Source organism: Yinghuangia seranimata, from assembly GCF_029953285.1.
Taxonomy (GTDB): Bacteria; Actinomycetota; Actinomycetes; order Streptomycetales; family Streptomycetaceae; genus Yinghuangia; species Yinghuangia seranimata.
The window spans coordinates 54,704-74,093 of record NZ_JASAOI010000057.1; the positions used below are offsets into that span (position 1 = coordinate 54,704).

A 19,390-nucleotide genomic window follows, 5' to 3' on the forward strand; every position below is an offset into this window, starting at 1 on the left:
ACGGACGAACTCGCCGGTGCGTCAGGCGTCGCCGCGTATCTCCGCGACGCCGTCGCACGAACCGCGCCCGCGGCGCGGGGTCAGCCCTGTGTGATCCCCAGCGCGCTCCCGATCAGGTCGCTCAGCCCGGTGCGCGTCCCGGCGAGGAAGCCGCCGTCGACGGCGAGGGCCTGGCCGGTGACGAACGACGCCTCGTCGGAGGCGAGGAACAGCGCCGCGGCGGCGATCTCGTCCGGCCGTCCGAAGCGGCCGAGCATGTGGAGTTCGCGGTACTCCTCGCGGTACTGCGTCATGTTGCCGGTGCCCATCACGGCCCGGAACATCGGCGTGTCGATGAAGCCGGGGCAGATGGCGTTCACCCGGATGCCGGCCCGCCCGTAGTCGATCGCCATGTTGCGCGTCAGCGTCACCACGGCGCCCTTCGAGGCGTTGTACGCGCTGCCGCCCTCGGTGCCCTGGAGGCCCTCCACACTCGCGATGTTGACGATGCTGCCGGACTGCTGACGGATCATCACGCGCAGGGCGTGCTTGGCGACCAGGAACGTGCCCTTGAGGTTCACGTCGATGACGCGGTCCCACTCGGCGGTCTCCAGCGCGTGGACGACGCCTCCGCCGGAGACCCCCGCCGAGTTGACGACCACGTCGAGCCGCCCGTGCTCCGCGGCGACCCGCTCGACGGCCGCCGCGACCGCCGCCTCGTCCCGCACGTCGGCCCCGACCAGCTCCGCGCCCGCGAACTCCGGGTCCGGCTTGGCGAGATCGAGGCCGACCACGACCGCGCCCTCGGCAACGAAGCGCTCGACACACGCGAGCCCGATCCCGGACGCGCCGCCGGTGACGAGGGCCACCTTTCCGTCCAGCCTGCTACCGCTCATGGCTCCTCCTCGGTCCGGGTCCCGGCCGGGGAAGGTAGGGCAGCTGGGCGGGCGCGGCAAGAGGAACGGGTGTGCATTCTCGACGGGTTCGTCCTTCGTGCCCCTGGCCGGCGGTCCGAGGCGCGCCGCCCGAGCGCGTCGCGTCTCTGGGCGCGCGTCAGGCGTTCGCGGGCGGTGTTTGGGCGCCGCGCGGTCGAAGGCGTCGGATGAACAGGACCGCGGCGATCAGTAGCGCTCCGACGATGCCTACCACGATGGGCAGGACGGTTCCCAGGATCAAGATGGCGTCGTGGGCGTCGTTGGCGTCGCCCGCCGCGTCCTTCACGGACTTGGGTGTCTGCTGGTACGAGACGTCGGAGACCGGCAGCAGCGGGACGAAGGCGCCGCTGCTCGGGGCGATCACTCCGGCCACGCGCTGCTGGGACCGCTGCGTGTCGACCACAATGCCGGTCTCGGGATGAACCCAGAACGTGTCGGCGCTCTCCAGCGTGTATGCGAGCGGCACCGGGTCACCCAACGTCGGTAGCAACGCGGCCAGTTGCTCCTTGGCCGCGGGCGGGAGGGTCCCGAGTTGGGCGACCAGCGCCAGGGTTGCCCGCGGGACGGCCGGCGGCAGGCTGGCGAGCACCTGGGAGTCGGTGATCCGGGTGGGCGGTAGGTGCGCTTCGTACACGTACGTGCTGACGCCCGACTTGCTCTCCGTTCGCGCGTACGTGAGCGGCGTCGTGGTCATGGTCTCCGGCCGCCAGCCGACGTACGTCTTCTTCTGCGCGCCGAGCGGCCAACTCACGGTCAGTCCTTTGGCGTCGACCACTGTCCAGTCCGCCGGGTGGCTGGTGGCCGGCTGGAGTGTCTTGCGGTTGACGGCGTACTTCCAATCCGTCTTCTCGACCTGGGTGCCTGCCGCGCTGGTCGTCCGGCTGTCGCTGACCAGGGCGGTGTTGCCCGAGGTCGCCTCGACCTTCACGGTCCGCTGGACGGCCATGGGGACGTCTCGCTTGATGGCCGCCGCGATGTTGCCCTTCGCCACCTCCTGGGCGTCGACCAGGGTTCTGAAGGTGCCGGCATACGAGCGCGTGACGTCGGTGTCGCCGGGCACCCGTTCCACGTAGTCCGGCGTGATGACGTACGCGAGCACGAAAGCACCGGCGATCAGCGCCAGACCCACAACGACGCCGATACCGCGGAGCACGGTGTTCGTCCGCATAGTCCGCTCTCCCAGGCAATAGGTCCGTGATCACACCCTGTCTGAGTTCAGTGTTTCGGGGATGCCCCGATGCCGCCCCCGCTGACTGCCATCTGTGTGACGCTGCCGCCGATCGGGTGATGCTCACCGCCGGGGCAGGCCACGGGTGCGCGACCCCGCCGGACAACGACGAATACGTCACCGTGGTGGCCGCCCGGCGACCACCACGGTGACGTCTCCAACCCCTATACGAGACAAGACAAACCGCAGCTGCTCAGTACGCCAGCGTGAACCGCCGCCGGATGTGCCGGGGCTCCTCCGCCTCGTCGATCAGCGCGACCGCGAGGTCCTCCATGGAGATCGCGGACGTGCCGTCGGCCGCCACCACGAGCTCGTCGGTGCCGAGCCGGAACCGCCCCGTCCGGGTGCCGGGTTCGAGCATCGCGGCCGGGCTCAGGTACGTCCATGCCAGGTCGTCGGCGGCCCGCACCGCGGCCAGCTGCGCGTTGCACGCCTCCGCGATCGGACGCCAGGACGGCGGGAAGTCGGGCTGGTCGATGACCGTGCCGTCGGTGCCCGGGACGTTCAGGCTTCCGGCGCCGCCGACGACCAGCAGCCGTACGCCCGTGCCCGCGAGCCCCGCGAGCAGCCCGCGCGTCGCGGCGACCAGGCCCTCCTCCGCGCCGACCGGCGGCCGGGTCGCGGCGACGACGAGGTCCTGGCCGGCGGCCAGTTCCGCGACGCGCGCCGGGTCGGTCGCGTCGCCGACGGCGGGCAGCGCCCCGTCGGGTAGTTCGGCGAACCTCGCCGGGTCGCGGACGACGGCGGTGACCTCGTGGCCGCGGGCGACGGCCTCGGCGACGACGCGGCTGCCGACGCTTCCGGCGGCCCCGAAGACGGTGATGCGCATGGTGGTGCTCCTTGCTTCCGTGCGTGTGCGGGCGTGCTCATCCGTACCGACGCCCTGGGCGTCGATCTCTTAACGCTAAGAGACTTTATCTTAATGCTAAGAGATCTGGCTACACTCGATCATGTGACCGACCACGTAGACCGCGTCCTAGCCCAGTGGAACCGGCAGCGCCCCGACCTCGACGTCTCGCCGATGGCCGTCCTCGGCCGCATGTCGCGGCTGTCCCGGCTGGTCAGCGAGGAGCTGCGCCACACCTTCGCCGCGCACGGCCTGGACTCCGCGTCCTTCGACATGCTCGCGACGCTGCGCCGCGCCAACGACGCGCACCGGCTCACGCCGGGCGAGCTCACCCGCGAGTCGATGGTCACCTCCGGGGCGATCAGCCAGCGACTCGACCGGCTGGAGGAACGGGGGCTCGTGACCCGTACGCCCAGCACCGCCGACGCACGCCGCGTCGACGTCGCGCTGACCGAGGACGGGCTGGCGCTCATCGACCGGGTGCTGCCCGAGCACGTCGCCAACGGGCACCGGCTGCTCGCCCCGCTCGACGAGGCCAGGCGGGCCGAGGTCGCGGACGCGCTGCGCGTCCTGCTCGAGGCTCTCGGCGACGGTGTGGCGGACGGCTCCGATGTCGGCGGGTCCGCCTAGGGTCGAAGACTTGCCCGCCGGCCGACGAGCGGCCGACGTCCTCCTCCGAAAGGACCTCCGAGATGGCGCGCTGGGCGGATGTGGCCGAGGCGGAACCCGAGTTCGCGGCGGAGGTCGCGGCCGCACTCGACGCCTACATGCACAAGACGCTCGCCACGCTGCGCGCCGACGGGTCGCCGCGCATCAGCGGCCAGGAAGCCCGCTTCGTCGAGGGCGACCTGTACTTCGGGAGCATGCCGGGCGCGCTCAAGGCCAGGGACCTGCGCCGCGACCCGCGCTTCGCGCTGCACGGCGGCACGGGCGACGTCAGCGGCGAGACGTGGGAGCGCGACGTCAAGGTGGCCGGCCGCGCCGTCGAGATCACCGATGCGGACGAGCGCAAGCGGATCTTCGAGGCCTGGGGCAGCGAGGTCCCGGAAGGGCCGAGCCACCTGTTCCGCGCCGACCTGACGGAGGTCATCGCGATCGGCCTGAACGAGGCCAAGTCCGCGCTGGTCATCCGCACGTGGACGGCCGACGGCCGCGGGCTGCGGACGATCGAGCGCGCCTGACCCGCCCCACCCCGGTTCCACCACCCGGCGTCCGGCCCGCCCGCCTTGACGGACCCGGTACGCTCCGCCCGTCGGCGCGGTCCCATCCGGCCTCGCCGACGGGATCGGATCGGATCGAACGGGGCGGATCAGCGGGGTGGACGGGCACGTGAGCGAGCTGGAGAGTGCGACCGCGGACGGGCGGGCCGGGGACGGCGTGGCGCTGGAGCCGGTGGCGGAGGATCCCGGTCCCGCCACCGGACCGGAGCCGGAAGTCCCGGGCGCGACCGAAGACCTGATACCCCGTGAGCAGCGCGTCACGTGGGGCGAGCTGTTCTTCGACGTGGTGTGGGTCTTCGCCGTCACGCAGTTGTCGGACAGCCTGGCCCACGCGCACGGGCCGGGCGGCGCCGCCAAGGCGTTGCTGCTGCTGGTGCCGCTGTGGTGGTGCTGGGTCGGCGCGACCGTGCTGGGCAACACCGCGGGCGACGCGGTCGACTCGACGCGCGGCCGCATGGTGCTGTTCGCCCTGGCCGGGTGCGGGCTGGTGATGTCGGTGGGCATCCCGCGCGCGTACGAAAGCGGCGACCACGGCGGGGCGGTGCTGTTCGCGCTCGCCTACCTCGCGTTGCGTGCAGGCCTGTGGGCGGCGCTGCGCACCCGTCCGGAGTTCGCGGGCACGCCGTGGAACCCGTTCACGGCGGCGCTGGCCACGGCCGCTCCGCTGTTCCTGCTGGGCGCGGTCCTCGAGGGCCCGGCCCGGGTCACCGTGTGGGCGGCGGCCGCGGCGGCGGACATCCTGGCGTGGGTACTGCTGAGCTCCAAGCTGTGCCGCATCCGCTTCGAGACCGCGCACCTTCCCGAGCGCTTCGGCCTGTTCCTGATCATCGCGCTCGGCGAGACGGTGATGGCCATCGGCACCCAGGCGTCGTCGCACCCGTTCACCGCGCCGGAGCTGGCCTCGCTGGCCGTCGGGTTCGTGCTGATCCTGCTGCTGTGGTGGACGTACTTCCACTTCGGCGCCCCCGCGGCGCGGCACAGCCTGGAGACCGACCCGCGGCAGTCGCGCATCGTGCGGGAGATCTTCACGTACTGCCACGCGCTGTACGTGACCTCGATCATTTTCGTCGCGGTCGGCCTGAAGAAGCTGATGGCGCACCCGCTCGACGCGCCGGAGGGCACGCCGGCGCTGCTGCTCGCGCCGGGCATCGCGCTGTTCCTACTGACGTTCTGCTACTCGCGCTGGCAGATGTTCGGCGGCGTCGGCACGATCCGCTTCTGCGGCGGCGTCGCGGCCGTCGTCCTGGCCTGCCTCGCACCGCTGCTCCCGGGCATCGTCGTCGCCGCGCTCGGCGCCGCGATCCTCAGCACGGTCAACGTGAGCGAGGCGTACGTCGTCGGCTCGGGCCGCACGATCCCGCTGCTGAACCTGCCGTCCTTCCGCGGACGCTGACCGCCCGCATCGCCGCGTAGCCCCGCCGTTCACCCGAACGGCGGGGCTACGACGCGTCCGGCGCCTCCAGCAGCGCGCTCGCGGTGCGCTGGACCTTGGCCAGCGCGCTGAGGAGCTGCGCCAGTTCGGCCTCGGTCAGGTCGGCGGTGACGCGTTCCTCCAGCGCGCGGCGTTCGGCCTCGACGGGCCCGCGCAGCGCGCGCCCGGCGTCGGTGAGCCACAGGCGGACGAGGCGGCTGTCGTGGTCGTCGGGCCGCCGGGTGAGCAGTCCGGTGGTGGTCATCCGCGTCGCCGCTTTGGTGATCGTCGGTGTCGTGACGTGCAGCGCGGCGGCGAGTTCGCCGGGGGTGCGCCCGTCGCGCTCCCACAGCAGCGCGAGCAGGTGGTTCTGCCCGAGGTGCAGTCCGTGGCGGCGCATGCCGCGGTCGGCGAGGTCGCGCAGCGTCTTCGACGTGGTGCCGTGCAGGTCGAGGAACTCGGGCATCGCGGCCTTCCGGTGGGTGTGGTGCGGCGTCCCGGACCGCGCGAGGCGGAGGCGACGGCCGACGGGGTCGTTTGACGGCTAATCATTAACCGGCTAACGTCTCGCCACACATTCGTTAGTCGGCAAATGATCCGAGGTATGCCATGATACTTGTGACCGGATCCACCGGAAACGTCGGCCGCGAGCTGGTCCGCGAACTCGCCGCCCGGGACACCCCGTTCCGTGTCCTCGTCCGCGACCGGACCCGCGCCGTCCAGCCACCCGACCACGCCGAGCGCGTCGTCGCCGACCTCGACGACCCGTCCACACTCCCCGCCGCGTTCGCCGGCGCCGACACGCTGTTCCTCCTCACGCCCGGAATCGGCCTCGCCCACACCGCACACGCCGTCGCCGCCGCGTCGGCCGCCGGGGTCGGGCGCATCGTGCACCTGTCCTCGTTCAACGTGCTCGGCGACCCGATGCCGGCCATGGGCCGCTGGCACCACGACCGCGAGGAGGCGATCCGCGCGACGGGCATCCCCGCCACGTTCCTGCGGCCCGGCGGCTTCATGACCAACGCGCTCGACTGGCTGCCCACTCTCCGCGAGGGCCGGTACGTCCTCGACCCCGCGGGCCCCGGCCGCTACGCACCCGTCGACCCGGCCGACATCGCCGCCGTCGCCGCGCTCGCCCTGACCGAGGACGGGCACGAGGGCGCGGAGTACGTCCTCACCGGCGCCGAGACCTTCACGGTCGCCGAACAGGCCGCCGTCATCGCCGACACCGTCGGCGTGCCCCTGACCGTCCGCGACGTGGCCACCGCCGAGGAGGCGGTCCGCTCCCGTTTCCCGAACGGCGCGCCGCCCGCCCTCGCCGCCGCACTCGCCGAAGGCTTCGCGCTGATGCGCGCCGACACCGTCGGCCTGCGCACCGACACGGTCGAGAAGCTGCTCGGACGCGCGCCCGGCACGTTCGCCGCCTGGTGCGCCCGCCACGCCGACGTCTTCCGCGCCGCGGTCACCGACGCCCGGCCATAGAAGACGAGGACGCCTGCTCGTTGCCGATCCGGGACGGAGTGCCCGGCCGTGACGCGGCAGGTACACGGGGAAGGACCAGGTAGGTCAGTCCCAGACCGGCCAGGCTGAGCACGGCCCCCACAAGTCCCGTCCAGCGCAGCGCGCCCGCGGCGACGAGGAGCCCGCCGAGGGCGGAGCCGGCAGCGGCGCCGAGGTTGAACGCGCCCACGTTCACGGAGACCGCCAGGGCCGGCGCCGCCCCGGCGTGGCGCAGGATCAGGCCCTGCAAGGGAGCAATGGTGGCGGTGGACAGCAGGCCCAGGACGAGGACGGCGACGACGGCGGTGGGCTTCCAGACCACAGCGAACGGCACGGCCGCCAGCGCTCCGGTCAGACCGCCGAACACCCCCCGCACGGTCGCGGACACGGACTTGTCGGTCAGCCTGCCTGCGGCCACGTTGCCCAGGAAGCTGCCGGCGCCGTAGACGAGCAACAGGGCCGAGACGGCGGCCGGCGAGAAGCCGGCGACGTCGGTGAGCAGCGGCGCGATGTAGGTGAACACGACGGCCACACCGGAGAATCCGACCGCGGTGGTCGCGATGGCCAGCAGCACAGGCTTGCGGGTCACCACCCGCACCTCGTCGCGCAGACCCGCGACCGGGGCCTGCCGCCTCGGCAGGACCACCGCCAGCAACGCGACGGCGACCAGCGTGAGCAGGGTGAGGACCGCGAACGGGGCGCGCCACCCGGCAGCGTGTCCCAGCGCCGCGCCCAGCGGCACGCCGAGCAAGGTGGCCACGGCGAATCCCGAGGCCACGGTGGCGATAGCCGACCCCGTCCGGTGCTCGGGCACCACACTCGTGGCCGTCACCAACGCCAGCGCCAGGAACGCGGCATGGCTGAGCGAGGAGACCACCCGCCCGGCCAGCAGCATCCCGAACGTGGGGGCCAGGGCGCTGAGCGCGCTGCCCGCGGCGAACAGCAGCATCAGCCCGATCGCCAGGCCCTTGCGGGGCAGCCGCGCGGTCGCGACGGTGACCACGGGGCCGCCGACCACCACCCCGAGCGCGTAGACGGTCACCGCCTGGCCGGCCGTGCCCTGCGAGACCTGAAGGTCCGCGCCGACCTCGGGCAACATCCCCGCGACCAGGTATTCCGACGTTCCGACGACGAAGACGCTCGCGCACAAAGCGGCGAGCGAAGCGAAGCTCTTACTCATGCCCGGACGCTAAAGTCTCACATCTATGTGAGAGTCAAGCGGCGTCTCGGCCGCCGAGGCATCAGTGAGGAGGGGCACGTGCGGATCGGCGAACTGTCCCGCAGGACCGGCGTCCACGAACGGCTTCTGCGCTACTACGAGGAGCAGCACCTGCTCCGGCCCGAGCGCCGCCCCAGCGGCTACCGGGAATACCGTGAGGCGGACGTGGACACCGTGCGCCGCGTCCGCAGCCTGCTCGGCGCCGGCCTGAACACCGCCACGATCGCCACGATCCTGCCCTGCCTGCGGGACGAGGCCGACCGCCTGGTGCCGACCTGCTCCGACCTCCTCGCCGACCTGCTCAAGGAACGCGAGCGGATCACCAAGGCCATCACCGACCTGCAGATCTCCCGGTCCGCGCTGGACACCGTCATCGCCGCGGCCCCCGCCGACGTCACCGAACGCGCGATCGGCGGGGCCACGGCCGCGACTTCCCCTCGCTGACCGCGGACCGGGGCTTCACCGGTGCGGGCCGGGACCCCGCCCCGGGATCCCGGCCCACGTCGTTCTCCGGCTAGAGGAAGGGCGAGAACGGCTCTCCGCCCAGCCGCAGGTCGCCGACCGTTTCGAGCATCCGGTCCTGGACGGCCACGTGCTGGCACGCGGTCACGATGTCGCGCAACTGGCGGTCGAGCGGGGTGCGGTCGGAGTAGACGGCGTGCGATCCGGCGAGGTCGTACAGCGTCTGGACGGCCTCGCGACAGGCCCGGAAGGCGTAGCGGCGGGCCAGGGCGCCGGGGCCCTTCTCCGGTGTGCCGCCGGACGTGAGTGCCCGCCAGCTGTCCTCCAGGGTCGTGCGCACGTACGCGCCCGCCGCGCCGACCAGGGTCTCCGCATGGGCGAACTCGGCCTGGACGCGCGGGTTACGGCCGACCCGCTGCCGAGTCACGGAGTCGGTCTTCGTGCTCAGCAGCTCGCGGGTCGCGTCCAGGGCCGCGCGGCCGATGCCGAGCGCGACGCCCGCCATCTTCGCCACCAGGTGGTCGGTGGTGGCGTACAGCGGATCGGTGCGCAGCGGTGCGGCGGTGAACTCGAAGGTGTGCTCGCGCGGCACGAACACGTCGTACGCCTCGATGTCGTGCGAGCCCGTGCCGCGCAGGCCGGTGGTGTGCCAGGTGTCCAGGACGCGCAGGTCGGCGGCGGACAGCACCGCCACCCGCCAGGCGGGCGTCGGGTCCTCGGCGAGGATCCCGCACAGCACCTTGTCGGCGGCTTGGACGCCGCTGGCCATCGGCCACCGGCCCGAGACGCGGTAGCCGCCCGCGACGCGGCGGCCCCGGCCGAGGGGCGGCAGTACGGCCGCGACGAGCAGGTCGGACGCGGGGAAGAGCGTCCGCACCTGCTCGTCGGTCCAGTGCATCGCGCAGAGGCCCGCGTCGATGCCGATCGCCGCGCACCACGCCACCGAGGCGTCGGCGTACGCGAGTTCCGCGATCGCCGTGACGAGCTGATACGGCGTCATGCCGGGCCCGCCGAGCGCGACCGGGAACAGTGCGCCGAGCAGCCCGGTCGCGCGGAGTCCCTCGACCACGTCGTCGGGGATGCGGCCTTCGGCTTCGATCGCGGCGGAGCGGCCGCTGATCGTGGCGGCGAACTCGCGTACGGCGTGGAGGACGTCGTCGGCCTGCGACGGCTCGGCCGACGCCCCGATCGTGGTCGGCTGCGGCTCGGCGGCCTCCGAGACGGCCGCGCCAGGCGTGGCTTCCGCCGCCACTGCCGCCGCGCCCGGATCAGTCAGTCCGACGATCTCCCATACCCGCGCGGAGACTTCCTCCAGGGACCCGCGCACCAGCGCCGTGGCGAAGCCGAGTTCGGCCGCCGCGGCGAGGTTCGTGTCGGAGTCGTCGACGAACAGCGTCTCGGCGGCGCTCGTTCCCAGGAGTTCGAGGACGGCGAGGTACGGCGCCGGGTCGGGCTTGCGGGCCCCAACCTCGAACGACCTGACGATCACCGGGAACAGGTCGGCCCACGGGTACAGGTCCCACCACAGCGGCTCCAACTCCTTGACGGCGTTGGTGCACAGCGCGAGCGGGACCCCGGCCCGGGCCAGGCGTTCGGCCAGCGCGACGTAGCCGCGGTCGAGTGTGAACGGCGGCGGAAGCGGCATGCCCGGCGGCAGTTCGGCGCCGGGCGGGGGCAGCGGCGGCATTCCGACCGATGTCGAGCCCGGGAAGGGGCCGGGGAATCCGCCCGCCGTGCCGGCCCCGGACATCCCCGGCATCGGCATCCCCGGCATCGGCATCCCGGCCATCCCCGGCGGCATGGGCATGCCCGCCGGCATCGGTGGCATCGGCATGCCCCCGGGCAGCTTCCCGGACATCGCCTCGCGGAAGAGGTCGGTCAGCGTGATCTCGCCGCGTTCCAGGCGGTGCCACGGGTGGTCGGTGTCGGCGTCCGACGGTCCGAAGAAGTCCTTGGGCGGGGCCATCGGGCCGCCGGGCGGGTGTGCGAGGACGCCGCCCACGTCGAAGACCACGGCCTTCACCGCTGCGCTGTCGGTCATACGGCCGCCTTCAAGGAGCGTTCCACGGAGCGGAGTTCGGGCATCAGGCGACCTCGGGGTAGTCACGGAGGCGTTGCGAGTCGAGCATGCGGTTGTAGCGGGTGAAAATCGAGCCCGCGATGCCCTCGATCGTCGCCCGTGCCGCGTCGACGGTGGCGGGCGCGGCCGCCCAGGTGTCGAAGCGGATGGCGTCGGCCTCGGGGTCGGGTTCGAGCACGAGGTCGTGCGGGCTGCGCTTGAGCGTCAGGTACGGCAGCGGGCGGCCGGTCTTGTCCTCGATGCTGCGCGCCAGCGATCCGACGGCGTCGGCGTACGTCGCGGTCATCTTCTTGAGCGCGACGACCGTCCAGTAGCGCAGCAGCGGATCGGTGGTGACGTCGATGTGGTGGGTGACGACGGCGCGCAGGTCGCGGTGCGTCTCGGTGGCGCGGTCGAGGTAGATGAACTCCAGGGTGCGGCTGACCGGCCAGTCGAGGCGTTCGTCCAGGCCGAGGGAGTGCCAGTCGACGTACAGCATCTTCGAGCGCGAGCCGAAGCGGGACGCCATGCGGTTGACGGCGCGTTCGGCCGGGGTGGCGGGGAACGCGTACGGGACCATGTGCCGGTACACCGTGGGCGTGCCGGTGGTGTCGGTGGCCATGAACAGCAGCGCGAGCCGCAGCCGGGCCTCGCCCTCGTCGAGGTCGTCGGTGCGGAAGAAGTCGAGGACGCCCGACGCGGCGACCCGGTCGGTCTCCGCGCGCAGCGCCTCGACGAGCGGCCGCTGGGTGGGGTGCGGGTCGACCGGCCAGAAGTTGAACGCGTAGCCCTCCGGCCACATCGCGCCCGGCTGGTAGTCGCCTTCGCGCTCGACGGCGTCGACGGCGCGCGACGGCTCGGCGTGCGCGCGGCGACGGAGGTCGAAGCCGCCCTGGGAGAGCGTCTCCTGCGCGAGTTGCAGCATGTGGCTGTTCTGCTCGTCGATCAGCTCGAACGCGCGGACGGCGAGCCGGACGGCGTCCTTGCGCTGCTGCGCGGTGAGCTCCATGTCCGCGAACACGGTCTCGTGTTCGTCCTCGACGGCGTGGCCGGTCTCGCGCTCGAGGTGGTACTGGCCCCAGTAGATGAGTTCGCGGCCGGTGCGCGCGGTGTACCGGTCGGCCAGCCGCGTGGTGTGCCGGAACAGCGCGTTGCCGCACGCCTCGACGGCCTCGACGACGGCGTACCGCACGGCGGGGTCCTGGGCCTCGATGTACAGCTTGGTGATGGCCGTGGTGCGGCGGCGCAGCTGCTCGTTGACCTGGCTGGTGAACAGCCAGTGGAAGACCTCGGAGGGCTTCCAGCCCAGGAGGTCGTCCCACCCGAGGGTCTTGAAGTCCGCCATGAACAGCCGCGAGTGCGTCATGTCCTCGTCGGCGTGCCCGGTCAGCGCGGCGCGCGGCGCGTCCAGCCCCGCGTCGCCCTGATAGGCGATGTGGTAGATGTTCAGTTCGCGGAAATACATGATGAAGTTCGTGAAATAGAGGGAGAACCAGAGTTTCCGCTCGGGCGGGACGTCGTCCTCCTCGACCAGCCACTGGTGCAGTGGGTGGTCCTCGATCCTGACCCGCCAGTCATCGATGATCTTCCTCACCTGCTCCATGGCGGGCTTTTCTAACATCGCTTGGCTCGGTCAAGAAGAGTCGCGGGGGTTCACGCACACAATCTCGACAAACGGGAACCGTAATTCCGTTTGGCAATCGACGAATTCCGATCGGCTGCCGAGAGCATTCAACGCGCGTTCACACCGCCGTTTGTCCGCCGTCGACCGCGAGCACCTGCCCGGTGACGTACGACGCGGCCCGCGAGGCCAGGAACACCGCCGCGCCCGCGACCTCCTCGGGCTGCCCCCACCGCCGCATCGGCACCACGGCCGCGGTCTGCGCGCGCATGGCCTCGTGCTCCCAGAACGGCCGGTTCAGGTCCGTGCACACCGGCCCGGGGCAGATCGCGTTGACCCGCACCCCGGACGCCGCCCACTCGGCGGCCAGGCCGCGCGTGAACGCGACGACGCCGCCCTTCGCCGTCCCGTACGCGGCCAGAAACGGCACCCCGACGACGCCCGCCACCGAGGTCAGGTTGATCACCGAAGCGTCCCCGCGTGCGAGCAACTCCGGTGCCAGCGACCGGCATACGCTCACCGCGGAGTCGAGGTTGAGACGCCAGGACGCCTCCCACGCGGCCGCGTCCAACGCCGCGGCCGGCCCAGCGGCGGGCACCCCTCCGGCGTTGTTGACCACGATGTCGACGCGGCCCAACGCGTCGACGGCGGCACGCGCCGCGGCGTCGACCGCGGCCGGGTCGGTCACGTCGCACGGCAGCGCGAACGCCCGTCGGCCGAGGCCCTTGACCTGGTCGGCGACCGACGCGAGCGACTCGGCCGAGCGCGCGACCAGGGCGACGTCCGCGCCCGCCTCGGCCAGCGCGAGCGCGATCGCCCGCCCGATACCGCGCGACGCGCCGGTGACGAAAGCCGAACGGCCGGCAAGATCGAACATTCCCACGGATCTTCTCCCCCACGTCGGCGATGCCGCCCCGCCGCGGTTCTCTCCGACGGCGCCGTGGGCCATGATTCCCTTTTGCGCGACGAAGTGCCATCAGGCGTTTCGCGACAGCCGGTTCGCGAGTACACCCAATATCAACGACCACACAACCGGAACGACGGCCCCCGCACCATTCCGAATTCCCCCCGCGGAAAAGCCGATACGCCACGGAGCGACGATGAGATTCGGCCTCACCATGTTCGCCACCGACCTGACCATTTCGATCACGGAAATCGCGGTGGCCGCCGAGGAACGCGGCTTCGCGTCGCTGTTCGTCTCGGAGCACACCCACCTGCCCACGAGCCGGCGCAGCAACCTGCCGATGTTCGACGAACTGCCCGTCGAGTACGGGCACACGCTCGACCCGCTCATCGCGCTGACCGCCGCCGCAGGGGCCACCCGCACGCTGCGCCTCGGCACCGGTGTCTGCCTGCTCGCGCAGCGGGAGCCCATCGTCACAGCGAAGGCGATCGCGTCCCTGGACCTGCTTTCCGGCGGCCGGTTCGACTTCGGCGTCGGCTTCGGCTGGAACGTGGAGGAGGCCGAGGACCACCAAGTGGCCTGGAGCGCACGCCGCGCGATGGTGCGCGAACGCGTGCTCGCGATGCGCGGCCTATGGCGCGACGAGATCGCGTCCTACGACGGCGAACACGTGCGGTTCGCGCCCAGTTGGTGCTGGCCGAAACCCGTCCAGGCGGGCGGCCCACCGGTGTTGCTCGGCGGCATGGGCGGCCCGGTGCTCGCGCGGCACATCGCCGAGTACGCGGACGGCTGGCTCCCGGTCGGCGCGATGAGCGTCGAGTACGGCCTCCCGCTGGTCCGCCGCGCCTGCGAGGCCGTCGGCCGCGACCCGGCCGGGCTGCGCGTCGTGCCGTGCGGCGGCTTCCCGCCCACTCCCGCCGAGGTGGCCCGGTTCCACGAACTCGGCGTCATCGACGAGGTCGTCCTCACCGTCCCGCACGCGCCCGCGGACACCGTGCTGCGGACGCTGGACCACTACGTGAAGGCTTACGTGGAGGCGTAGGGCCGACCGAACGGGCGTGCCCGGCATGCCCGTTCGACCAGGCATGCCGGGCACCTGACAGGCTCGGCCAGCGGAACGCCCTTACGGAGCCGGGTCGTACAGCGACGCCAGCGCGTTCGCGTCGGCGTACGACGGCAGCCCGGCACCCGAGGCGACGCCGTCCTGCGCGATCGCCCAGGCCAGTTCGACCGCGTGGTGGACGGCCGCGCGGAAGAGCAGCGAGCCACAGCTGACCCGCGCCACGCCCAGCTCGGCGAGCCGGCCGAAGCTGTGCCTGTCCGGGGCGAACAGCACGTTCAGCGGGGCGTCGACGCCCTTGACCACGGCGGAGATGGCGTCGTCGTCCGGCAGCATCGGCACGAACAGCCCGTCCGCGCCCGCCTCGACGAACGCCTCCGCGCGGCGCAGCGTCCCGGCGAGGCGCTCGGTCGCGTCGGCGCCGCCGGTGCCGAGCCAGTAGGAGTCGGTGCGGGCGTTGACGAACAGCGTCGGCACGGTCTCCTTGACGGCCGTGATGAGCTCGGTCTGCAGCGCGAGGTCGGTCAGCGTCCCGTCGGGCCGGCCGTCCTCGATGTTGACGCCCGCGACGCCGCCCGCGGCCAACTCGGCGGCGAGCGCCGCGACCTCGGCCGGGTCGGTGCTGAAGCCGCCCTCGATGTCCACGGTGATCAGCGCGGGCAGCGGCGCGAGGCCGAGCGCCAGCGCGACCGTCTCGTCGCGGGTCAGGCCGGCCGCGTCGGGCTTCCCGGCGGCGACGGCGACGCCGAGGCTGGTGGTGCCGATCGCGGGGAAGCCCTTGGCGGCGAGCGCGGCGGCGGAGGCGTGGTCCCACGCGTTGGGCAGCAGCAGCGGGCGTTCGCCGTGGTGCAGCGCGCGGAACGCGTCGTAGCGCGCGGTCGGTTCGGTGGTGCTCATCGGGGCGTGACCTCCAGACGCGCGGGGACGCGCAGGTTGGCGGGCGGTGCGTAGACGATCGCGGCGTCGGGCTCGGCGAGCCGGAACCCGGCGAGCAGCGGCTCGAGGGTTCCGCAGGCCAGCGCGAGGGCGTGGTCGGCGCCGGGACACGGGCGCAGGCCGTGGCCGAAGGTGAGGTGCGCGGTGTGGCCGCGCGACGGGTCGAAGGCGTCCGGGTCCGGGAACACGTCCGGGTCGCGGTTGGCGGCGGCGAAGTCCAGCACGACGACGGTGTCGACGGGGAGTTCGCGGGCCTCTGGAGTCGCGTCGGCCTCGTCGGCGGTGTCGGTCGTCGCCAGGCCGAGCGGCGCCGCCACACGCCGACGCGTACCGCGCACCGGCGGGTCGAGCCGCAGCGTCTCGTTGACGAGCGCGGCGACGGGCACGCCGGGGAACGCGCCGGGTCCGTGCCGCAGGACGGTCGCGGCGGTGTTGCCGATGAGGCCGGCCGTGGCGTCGCAGGTCTGGACGAGGATGCCGATGACGTTCCCGATGCGCTCGGCCTCGTCCGCGCGCCCGTCCCCGCCGTCCCCGCCGTCCTCGCCGCCGGTGTCGGGGAGCGCCGTGACCAGTGCCGTCATGACCACGACCGCGGTGTCCGCGTCGCGCACGAGCGCCTCGTCGGCGCCCGGGTGGTAGGCGGCGGCGATGCGGGTGACCGCGTCGACGACGGTGTCGAGGTCCGGCGCCTCGAAGCCGAGCGCGGCGGCCAGCACGCGCAGGGGCACGGCGCGGGCGAGGTCTGCCATGACGTCCACGCGGATCCCTGCGGAGGCGTCGGCGGCGGCCTCAGTCGTACGGGCCGCCAGCACGGTGGCCGCCGCCTCGTACGCCGCGTCCCGCAGCGCGTCGGCGCGCACCGCCGCGAGCCGGTCCACCACGTACGCGCGCCGCCGACCGTGCGCCTCACCGTTGGCGAAGCGCGCCACGCCGGCGCGGAACCACGCGTTGTCCGGCGTGCCGCCCGGGGCCGGGGGCGCCGCGGGCACCTGCAGGCGCGGGTCCGCAAGCGCGGCGCGGACGGCGGCGTGGCGGGCCACGACGGGGAGCTCGTGGCGTACCTCTGTGGTCGTCATGCGGACGACCCTAGGCGTGCGTCGTTTCGGCGCTCACCGAAATGTGCGTGCGGCAGACTTGACGTATGCCCAGTAGCGACCACTCCGCCCCGCAGCTCGCCGCGCTCGCGGGCCTGCTCGCCGACGCGACGCGGGCGACCTTCTGCCTCGCGCTGCTCGACGGGCGCGCCTGGACCGGCGGTGAACTGGCCCGGTACGCGGGCGTCGCGCCGTCCACCGCGAGCGCGCACCTCAGCCAGCTGGTGGCCGGCGGGCTGCTCGTCGAGGAGCGGCAGGGCCGGCACCGCTATATCCGGATCGCGAACCCGCAGACCGCGCAGCTCATCGAGGACCTCGCCGCGTTCTCCGGCCCGCCGCCCGCGCCGACCGGCACCCTCAAGGCGCGTTCGGTGGGTACCGCCCTCGCGCGGGCCCGCACCTGCTACGACCACCTGGCGGGCCGGCTGGGCATCGCGATCACGGACGCGCTGACGGCGCGCGGGCTGCTCGTGCAGGACAGCGGCTTCGCGCTGACCGACGACGGCCTGGGCTGGTTCGCCGCGCAGGGCATGGACCTGGCCGCGTCCGGCGGCTCGCGGCGCCCGGTCGCCCGCCCGTGCCTGGACTGGACGGAACGCCGCCCGCACCTGTCCGGTCTGTCCGGTGCCGCGCTGTGCAGGCACGCCCTGGAGGAGGGCTGGTGCGTGCGGATCGGCTCGCAGCGCGCGCTCAAGGTGACCGACGAAGGCACCCGCCGACTGCACGAACTCCTGGGCATCGAACCGGAGGAGCTGGAGCTCGCCCCCACCGGTAACCCTTGACCCTGCGGGCCCGCACGGCGATCGTATGGCGTCCTGATCATCGCGGCGGCCCCGCGCCGCCGCCGACGACCGGAGTCGCCGTGCCCGTGCCTGAGCGAGTCCCTGAGCCCGTGTCCGAGCGTGATTCCGAGCCTGCGCCCAGGCCCGAGCCTGCGCCCAGGCCCGAGCCTGCCGCCGACGCGGCTGCCAACGCGGCCGCCGACGACGCGCGACCGTTCGCCGACACCCTGGTCATCGGCGGCGGCCCCGGCGGCCTGGCCGTGGCCGCCGCGTTGACCCGGCTCGGCATCGCGACCACCGTGCTGGAACGCGACGACGCCGTCGGCTCCAGCTGGCGGCGCCACTACGAACGGCTGCACCTGCACACGCCGCGCAGGCTCTCGCAGCTGCCCGGCTACCGGATGCCGAGTTCGTACGGGCGCTGGGTCTCGCGCGCACACGTCGTCGAGTACCTGGAGGACTACGCGGCGCACCACCGCCTCGACGTGCGCACCGGCGTGAAGGTGCTCCAGGTCGAGCGCAACGACGGCCCGCGGGCGTACGGGAAGGGCGCGCTGCCGTGGCTGGTCCGCACCGCCGACGGCAGCCGCCGGGCCCGGACCGTCGTCGTCGCGACCGGGCACAACCACACGCCGTACCTGCCGGACTGGCCGGGCCGCGAGGCGTACACGGGCGAGTTGCTGCACGCCTCCGACTACCGCGAGCCCGGGCCGTTCGCCGGGCGCGACGTGCTGGTGGTCGGCGTCGGCAACACCGGCGCGGAGATCGCCGTCGACCTGGTCGAGGGCGGTGCGCGGCGGGTGCGGATCGCGGTGCGCACGCCGCCGCACATCGTGCGGCGCAGCGTGGGCGGGGTCTCCGCGCAGGCGACGGGCATCCTGATGCGGCACGTCCCGACCGCGGTCGTGGACCGGCTGAGCCGGATCAACGCGCGCCTGACCGTGCCGGACCTGAGCGCGTACGGGCTCCCGCGGCCGGTCGACGGCCTGTACACGCGGATCAAGCGCGACGACGCGATCCCGTTGCAGGACGTCGGGTTCATCGACGCGGTGGTGGCCGGGACGGTGGAGGTCGTCGCGGCGCCCACCGGGTTCTCCGGCGGCGACGTCCGGCTGTGCGACGGCACGTCGATCGACCCCGAGGTGGTGATCGTCGCCGCCGGCTACCGGCGCGGGCTCGACGACCTGGTCGGCGACCTCGGCGTGCTGAGCGCGGACGGCCGCCCGCTGGTGCACGGGCCGCACTGCGCGGCGGGCGCACCCGGGCTGTACTTCACCGGGTACACCAACCCCATCAGCGGCATGTTCCGCGAACTGGCCATCGACGCACGGCGGATCGCCAGAGCGGTCGGACGCACCAGCTGACCCCCGCGGCACCCCGGCCGCGAGGGCCGCGCGTCACCCGGACGGCCGAGCTCGGGAACAACCGTGCCCGGCCGTCCGTTTGTCGCGACCATGAGCACTCTCGGACTGATCGGAAGCGGCAAGATCGGCGGCACCCTGGCGCGGCTCGCGGTCGACGCCGGCTGGGACGTCGTCCTCAGCAACTCACGCGGGCCGGAGACGCTCGCGGACCTCGCCGCCGACCTCGGGCCGCGGGCCCGCGCGGGCACCGTCGGCGAGGCCGCCGCGGCCGGCGACCTCGTCGTGGTCACCGTCCCCGTCAAGGCCTACCCGACCCTGCCGGACGCGGGCCTGGCCGGCAAGACCGTGATCGACACCGGCAACTACTACCCCCAACGCGACGAGCACCTGCCCGAACTGACCGGCCCCGACGCGATCACCTCCGCCGAACTGCTCCAGCGGCGCCTCGCGTCGGCCCACGTCGTCAAGCTCTTCAACACGATCTACTTCGCCCACCTGGCCACGCTCGGCCGCCCGGCCCACGACCCCCGGCGCAGCGCCCTGCCGCTGGCGGGCGACGACAAGGCGGCCAAGGAAGAGGCGGCCGCGTTCGCCGACGCGCTCGGGTACGACACCGTCGACACGGGCCCGCTCGCGGAGGGACGGCGCTTCGAACCGGGCTCGGTCGTCTACAACGTGTACGGCGACGGCCCGTTCACGGCGGGTCGGCTGAGCGCGGCGCTGGAACTGTAGGACCGGTGTCCGGCGGCCCCGGGCGGGATCGACGCCC

Annotated in this window: 19 protein-coding genes; 9 read left to right on the forward strand and 10 right to left on the reverse strand. The window is 73.2% G+C overall.

Annotated features, from left to right (window positions below; all coding sequences use genetic code 11):
- Window positions 1-80: 80 nt before the first annotated feature.
- The 3 genes from QI554_RS33670 to QI554_RS33680 all read right to left on the reverse strand — a co-directional run bounded on the left by QI554_RS33670 (window position 81) and on the right by QI554_RS33680 (window position 2,971).
- Window positions 81-875 (reverse strand): SDR family NAD(P)-dependent oxidoreductase, encoded by a 795-nt coding sequence (locus tag QI554_RS33670; RefSeq protein ID WP_281475591.1) that lies wholly within the window; start codon window positions 873-875, stop codon window positions 81-83.
- Window positions 876-1,032: 157 nt separating this feature from the next.
- Entirely contained in the window at window positions 1,033-2,082 is a 1,050-nt protein-coding gene (locus QI554_RS33675) for a porin PorA family protein (protein ID WP_281475592.1), read from the reverse strand.
- Between the two features lie 253 nt (window positions 2,083-2,335).
- Complete coding sequence (locus tag QI554_RS33680; RefSeq protein ID WP_281475594.1) at window positions 2,336-2,971, reverse strand: NAD(P)-dependent oxidoreductase; 636 nt, start codon at window positions 2,969-2,971, stop codon at window positions 2,336-2,338.
- A gap of 123 nt (window positions 2,972-3,094) precedes the next feature.
- On the opposite strand from QI554_RS33680, the gene QI554_RS33685 reads away from it, so the two are divergent.
- From QI554_RS33685 to QI554_RS33695, 3 genes are all read left to right on the forward strand, one after another.
- Entirely contained in the window at window positions 3,095-3,619 is a 525-nt protein-coding gene (locus QI554_RS33685) for a MarR family winged helix-turn-helix transcriptional regulator (protein WP_281475596.1), read from the forward strand.
- 62 nt (window positions 3,620-3,681) lie between these two features.
- Entirely contained in the window at window positions 3,682-4,170 is a 489-nt protein-coding gene (locus tag QI554_RS33690; protein WP_281475598.1) for a pyridoxamine 5'-phosphate oxidase family protein, read from the forward strand.
- A 148-nt stretch (window positions 4,171-4,318) separates the two neighbouring features.
- On the forward strand, window positions 4,319-5,602 hold the full coding sequence (locus tag QI554_RS33695) for a low temperature requirement protein A (protein WP_281475599.1): 1,284 nt from the start codon (window positions 4,319-4,321) through the stop codon (window positions 5,600-5,602).
- Between the two features lie 46 nt (window positions 5,603-5,648).
- Here QI554_RS33695 and QI554_RS33700 read toward each other — a convergent pair whose 3' ends face one another.
- Window positions 5,649-6,086, reverse strand: coding sequence for a MarR family winged helix-turn-helix transcriptional regulator (locus tag QI554_RS33700; RefSeq protein WP_281475601.1), 438 nt, complete (start codon window positions 6,084-6,086; stop codon window positions 5,649-5,651).
- Window positions 6,087-6,229: 143 nt separating this feature from the next.
- Between QI554_RS33700 and QI554_RS33705 the strand changes: the two genes are divergently transcribed.
- A complete protein-coding gene (locus tag QI554_RS33705; RefSeq protein WP_281475603.1) occupies window positions 6,230-7,102 on the forward strand; it encodes an SDR family oxidoreductase in 873 nt (290 codons plus the stop codon).
- On the opposite strand, the gene QI554_RS33710 is transcribed toward QI554_RS33705, so the two are convergent.
- Window positions 7,083-8,300, reverse strand: coding sequence for an MFS transporter (locus QI554_RS33710; RefSeq protein ID WP_281475605.1), 1,218 nt, complete (start codon window positions 8,298-8,300; stop codon window positions 7,083-7,085). The genes QI554_RS33705 and QI554_RS33710 overlap by 20 nt on opposite strands.
- 78 nt (window positions 8,301-8,378) lie before the next feature.
- On the opposite strand from QI554_RS33710, the gene QI554_RS33715 reads away from it, so the two are divergent.
- Window positions 8,379-8,783 (forward strand): MerR family transcriptional regulator, encoded by a 405-nt coding sequence (locus tag QI554_RS33715; protein WP_281475607.1) that lies wholly within the window; start codon window positions 8,379-8,381, stop codon window positions 8,781-8,783.
- A gap of 70 nt (window positions 8,784-8,853) precedes the next feature.
- Here the strand turns inward: QI554_RS33715 and QI554_RS33720 are convergent, their stop codons facing one another.
- The 3 genes from QI554_RS33720 to QI554_RS33730 form a co-directional block, all read right to left on the reverse strand.
- Window positions 8,854-10,842 (reverse strand): HAD-IA family hydrolase, encoded by a 1,989-nt coding sequence (locus tag QI554_RS33720; RefSeq protein WP_281475608.1) that lies wholly within the window; start codon window positions 10,840-10,842, stop codon window positions 8,854-8,856.
- Window positions 10,843-10,885: 43 nt separating this feature from the next.
- A complete protein-coding gene (locus tag QI554_RS33725; RefSeq protein WP_281475610.1) occupies window positions 10,886-12,463 on the reverse strand; it encodes a hypothetical protein in 1,578 nt (525 codons plus the stop codon).
- Window positions 12,464-12,602: 139 nt separating this feature from the next.
- Entirely contained in the window at window positions 12,603-13,358 is a 756-nt protein-coding gene (locus QI554_RS33730; RefSeq protein ID WP_281475702.1) for an SDR family NAD(P)-dependent oxidoreductase, read from the reverse strand.
- 223 nt (window positions 13,359-13,581) lie between these two features.
- On the opposite strand from QI554_RS33730, the gene QI554_RS33735 reads away from it, so the two are divergent.
- Window positions 13,582-14,427, forward strand: coding sequence for an LLM class F420-dependent oxidoreductase (locus QI554_RS33735; RefSeq protein ID WP_281475611.1), 846 nt, complete (start codon window positions 13,582-13,584; stop codon window positions 14,425-14,427).
- An 81-nt stretch (window positions 14,428-14,508) separates the two neighbouring features.
- Here the strand turns inward: QI554_RS33735 and QI554_RS33740 are convergent, their stop codons facing one another.
- Window positions 14,509-15,342, reverse strand: coding sequence for an isocitrate lyase/PEP mutase family protein (locus QI554_RS33740; protein WP_281475613.1), 834 nt, complete (start codon window positions 15,340-15,342; stop codon window positions 14,509-14,511).
- Window positions 15,339-16,457: a cytochrome P450 gene (locus tag QI554_RS33745; RefSeq protein ID WP_281475616.1), complete on the reverse strand. Its 1,119-nt coding sequence runs from the start codon at window positions 16,455-16,457 to the stop codon at window positions 15,339-15,341. Before QI554_RS33745 ends, QI554_RS33740 begins: the two co-directional genes overlap by 4 nt.
- A gap of 65 nt (window positions 16,458-16,522) precedes the next feature.
- Here QI554_RS33745 and QI554_RS33750 point away from each other — a divergent pair, with 65 nt between their 5' ends.
- The 3 genes from QI554_RS33750 to QI554_RS33760 all read left to right on the forward strand — a co-directional run bounded on the left by QI554_RS33750 (window position 16,523) and on the right by QI554_RS33760 (window position 19,353).
- Window positions 16,523-17,257: an ArsR/SmtB family transcription factor gene (locus QI554_RS33750; RefSeq protein WP_281475617.1), complete on the forward strand. Its 735-nt coding sequence runs from the start codon at window positions 16,523-16,525 to the stop codon at window positions 17,255-17,257.
- Between the two features lie 110 nt (window positions 17,258-17,367).
- Window positions 17,368-18,621 (forward strand): flavin-containing monooxygenase, encoded by a 1,254-nt coding sequence (locus QI554_RS33755; RefSeq protein ID WP_425528102.1) that lies wholly within the window; start codon window positions 17,368-17,370, stop codon window positions 18,619-18,621.
- Window positions 18,622-18,711: 90 nt separating this feature from the next.
- On the forward strand, window positions 18,712-19,353 hold the full coding sequence (locus QI554_RS33760) for an NADPH-dependent F420 reductase (RefSeq protein ID WP_281475619.1): 642 nt from the start codon (window positions 18,712-18,714) through the stop codon (window positions 19,351-19,353).
- The last annotated feature ends 37 nt before the right edge of the window (window positions 19,354-19,390 follow it).

Excerpts from the sequence above, each read along its gene's own strand:
- QI554_RS33735 (WP_281475611.1), top strand. The coding sequence starts at position 13,582 with ATGAGATTCGGCCTCACCATGTTCGCCACCGACCTGACCATTTCGATC.
- QI554_RS33730 (WP_281475702.1), bottom strand. The coding sequence starts at position 13,358 with ATGTTCGATCTTGCCGGCCGTTCGGCTTTCGTCACCGGCGCGTCGCGC.
- QI554_RS33740 (WP_281475613.1), bottom strand. The coding sequence starts at position 15,342 with ATGAGCACCACCGAACCGACCGCGCGCTACGACGCGTTCCGCGCGCTG.
- QI554_RS33760 (WP_281475619.1), top strand. The coding sequence starts at position 18,712 with ATGAGCACTCTCGGACTGATCGGAAGCGGCAAGATCGGCGGCACCCTG.
- QI554_RS33670 (WP_281475591.1), bottom strand. The coding sequence starts at position 875 with ATGAGCGGTAGCAGGCTGGACGGAAAGGTGGCCCTCGTCACCGGCGGC.
- QI554_RS33690 (WP_281475598.1), top strand. The coding sequence starts at position 3,682 with ATGGCGCGCTGGGCGGATGTGGCCGAGGCGGAACCCGAGTTCGCGGCG.
- QI554_RS33750 (WP_281475617.1), top strand. The coding sequence starts at position 16,523 with ATGCCCAGTAGCGACCACTCCGCCCCGCAGCTCGCCGCGCTCGCGGGC.
- QI554_RS33680 (WP_281475594.1), bottom strand. The coding sequence starts at position 2,971 with ATGCGCATCACCGTCTTCGGGGCCGCCGGAAGCGTCGGCAGCCGCGTC.
- QI554_RS33725 (WP_281475610.1), bottom strand. The coding sequence starts at position 12,463 with ATGGAGCAGGTGAGGAAGATCATCGATGACTGGCGGGTCAGGATCGAG.
- QI554_RS33705 (WP_281475603.1), top strand. The coding sequence starts at position 6,230 with ATGATACTTGTGACCGGATCCACCGGAAACGTCGGCCGCGAGCTGGTC.
- QI554_RS33745 (WP_281475616.1), bottom strand. The coding sequence starts at position 16,457 with ATGACGACCACAGAGGTACGCCACGAGCTCCCCGTCGTGGCCCGCCAC.
- QI554_RS33710 (WP_281475605.1), bottom strand. The coding sequence starts at position 8,300 with ATGAGTAAGAGCTTCGCTTCGCTCGCCGCTTTGTGCGCGAGCGTCTTC.
- QI554_RS33675 (WP_281475592.1), bottom strand. The coding sequence starts at position 2,082 with ATGCGGACGAACACCGTGCTCCGCGGTATCGGCGTCGTTGTGGGTCTG.
- QI554_RS33700 (WP_281475601.1), bottom strand. The coding sequence starts at position 6,086 with ATGCCCGAGTTCCTCGACCTGCACGGCACCACGTCGAAGACGCTGCGC.
- QI554_RS33720 (WP_281475608.1), bottom strand. The coding sequence starts at position 10,842 with ATGACCGACAGCGCAGCGGTGAAGGCCGTGGTCTTCGACGTGGGCGGC.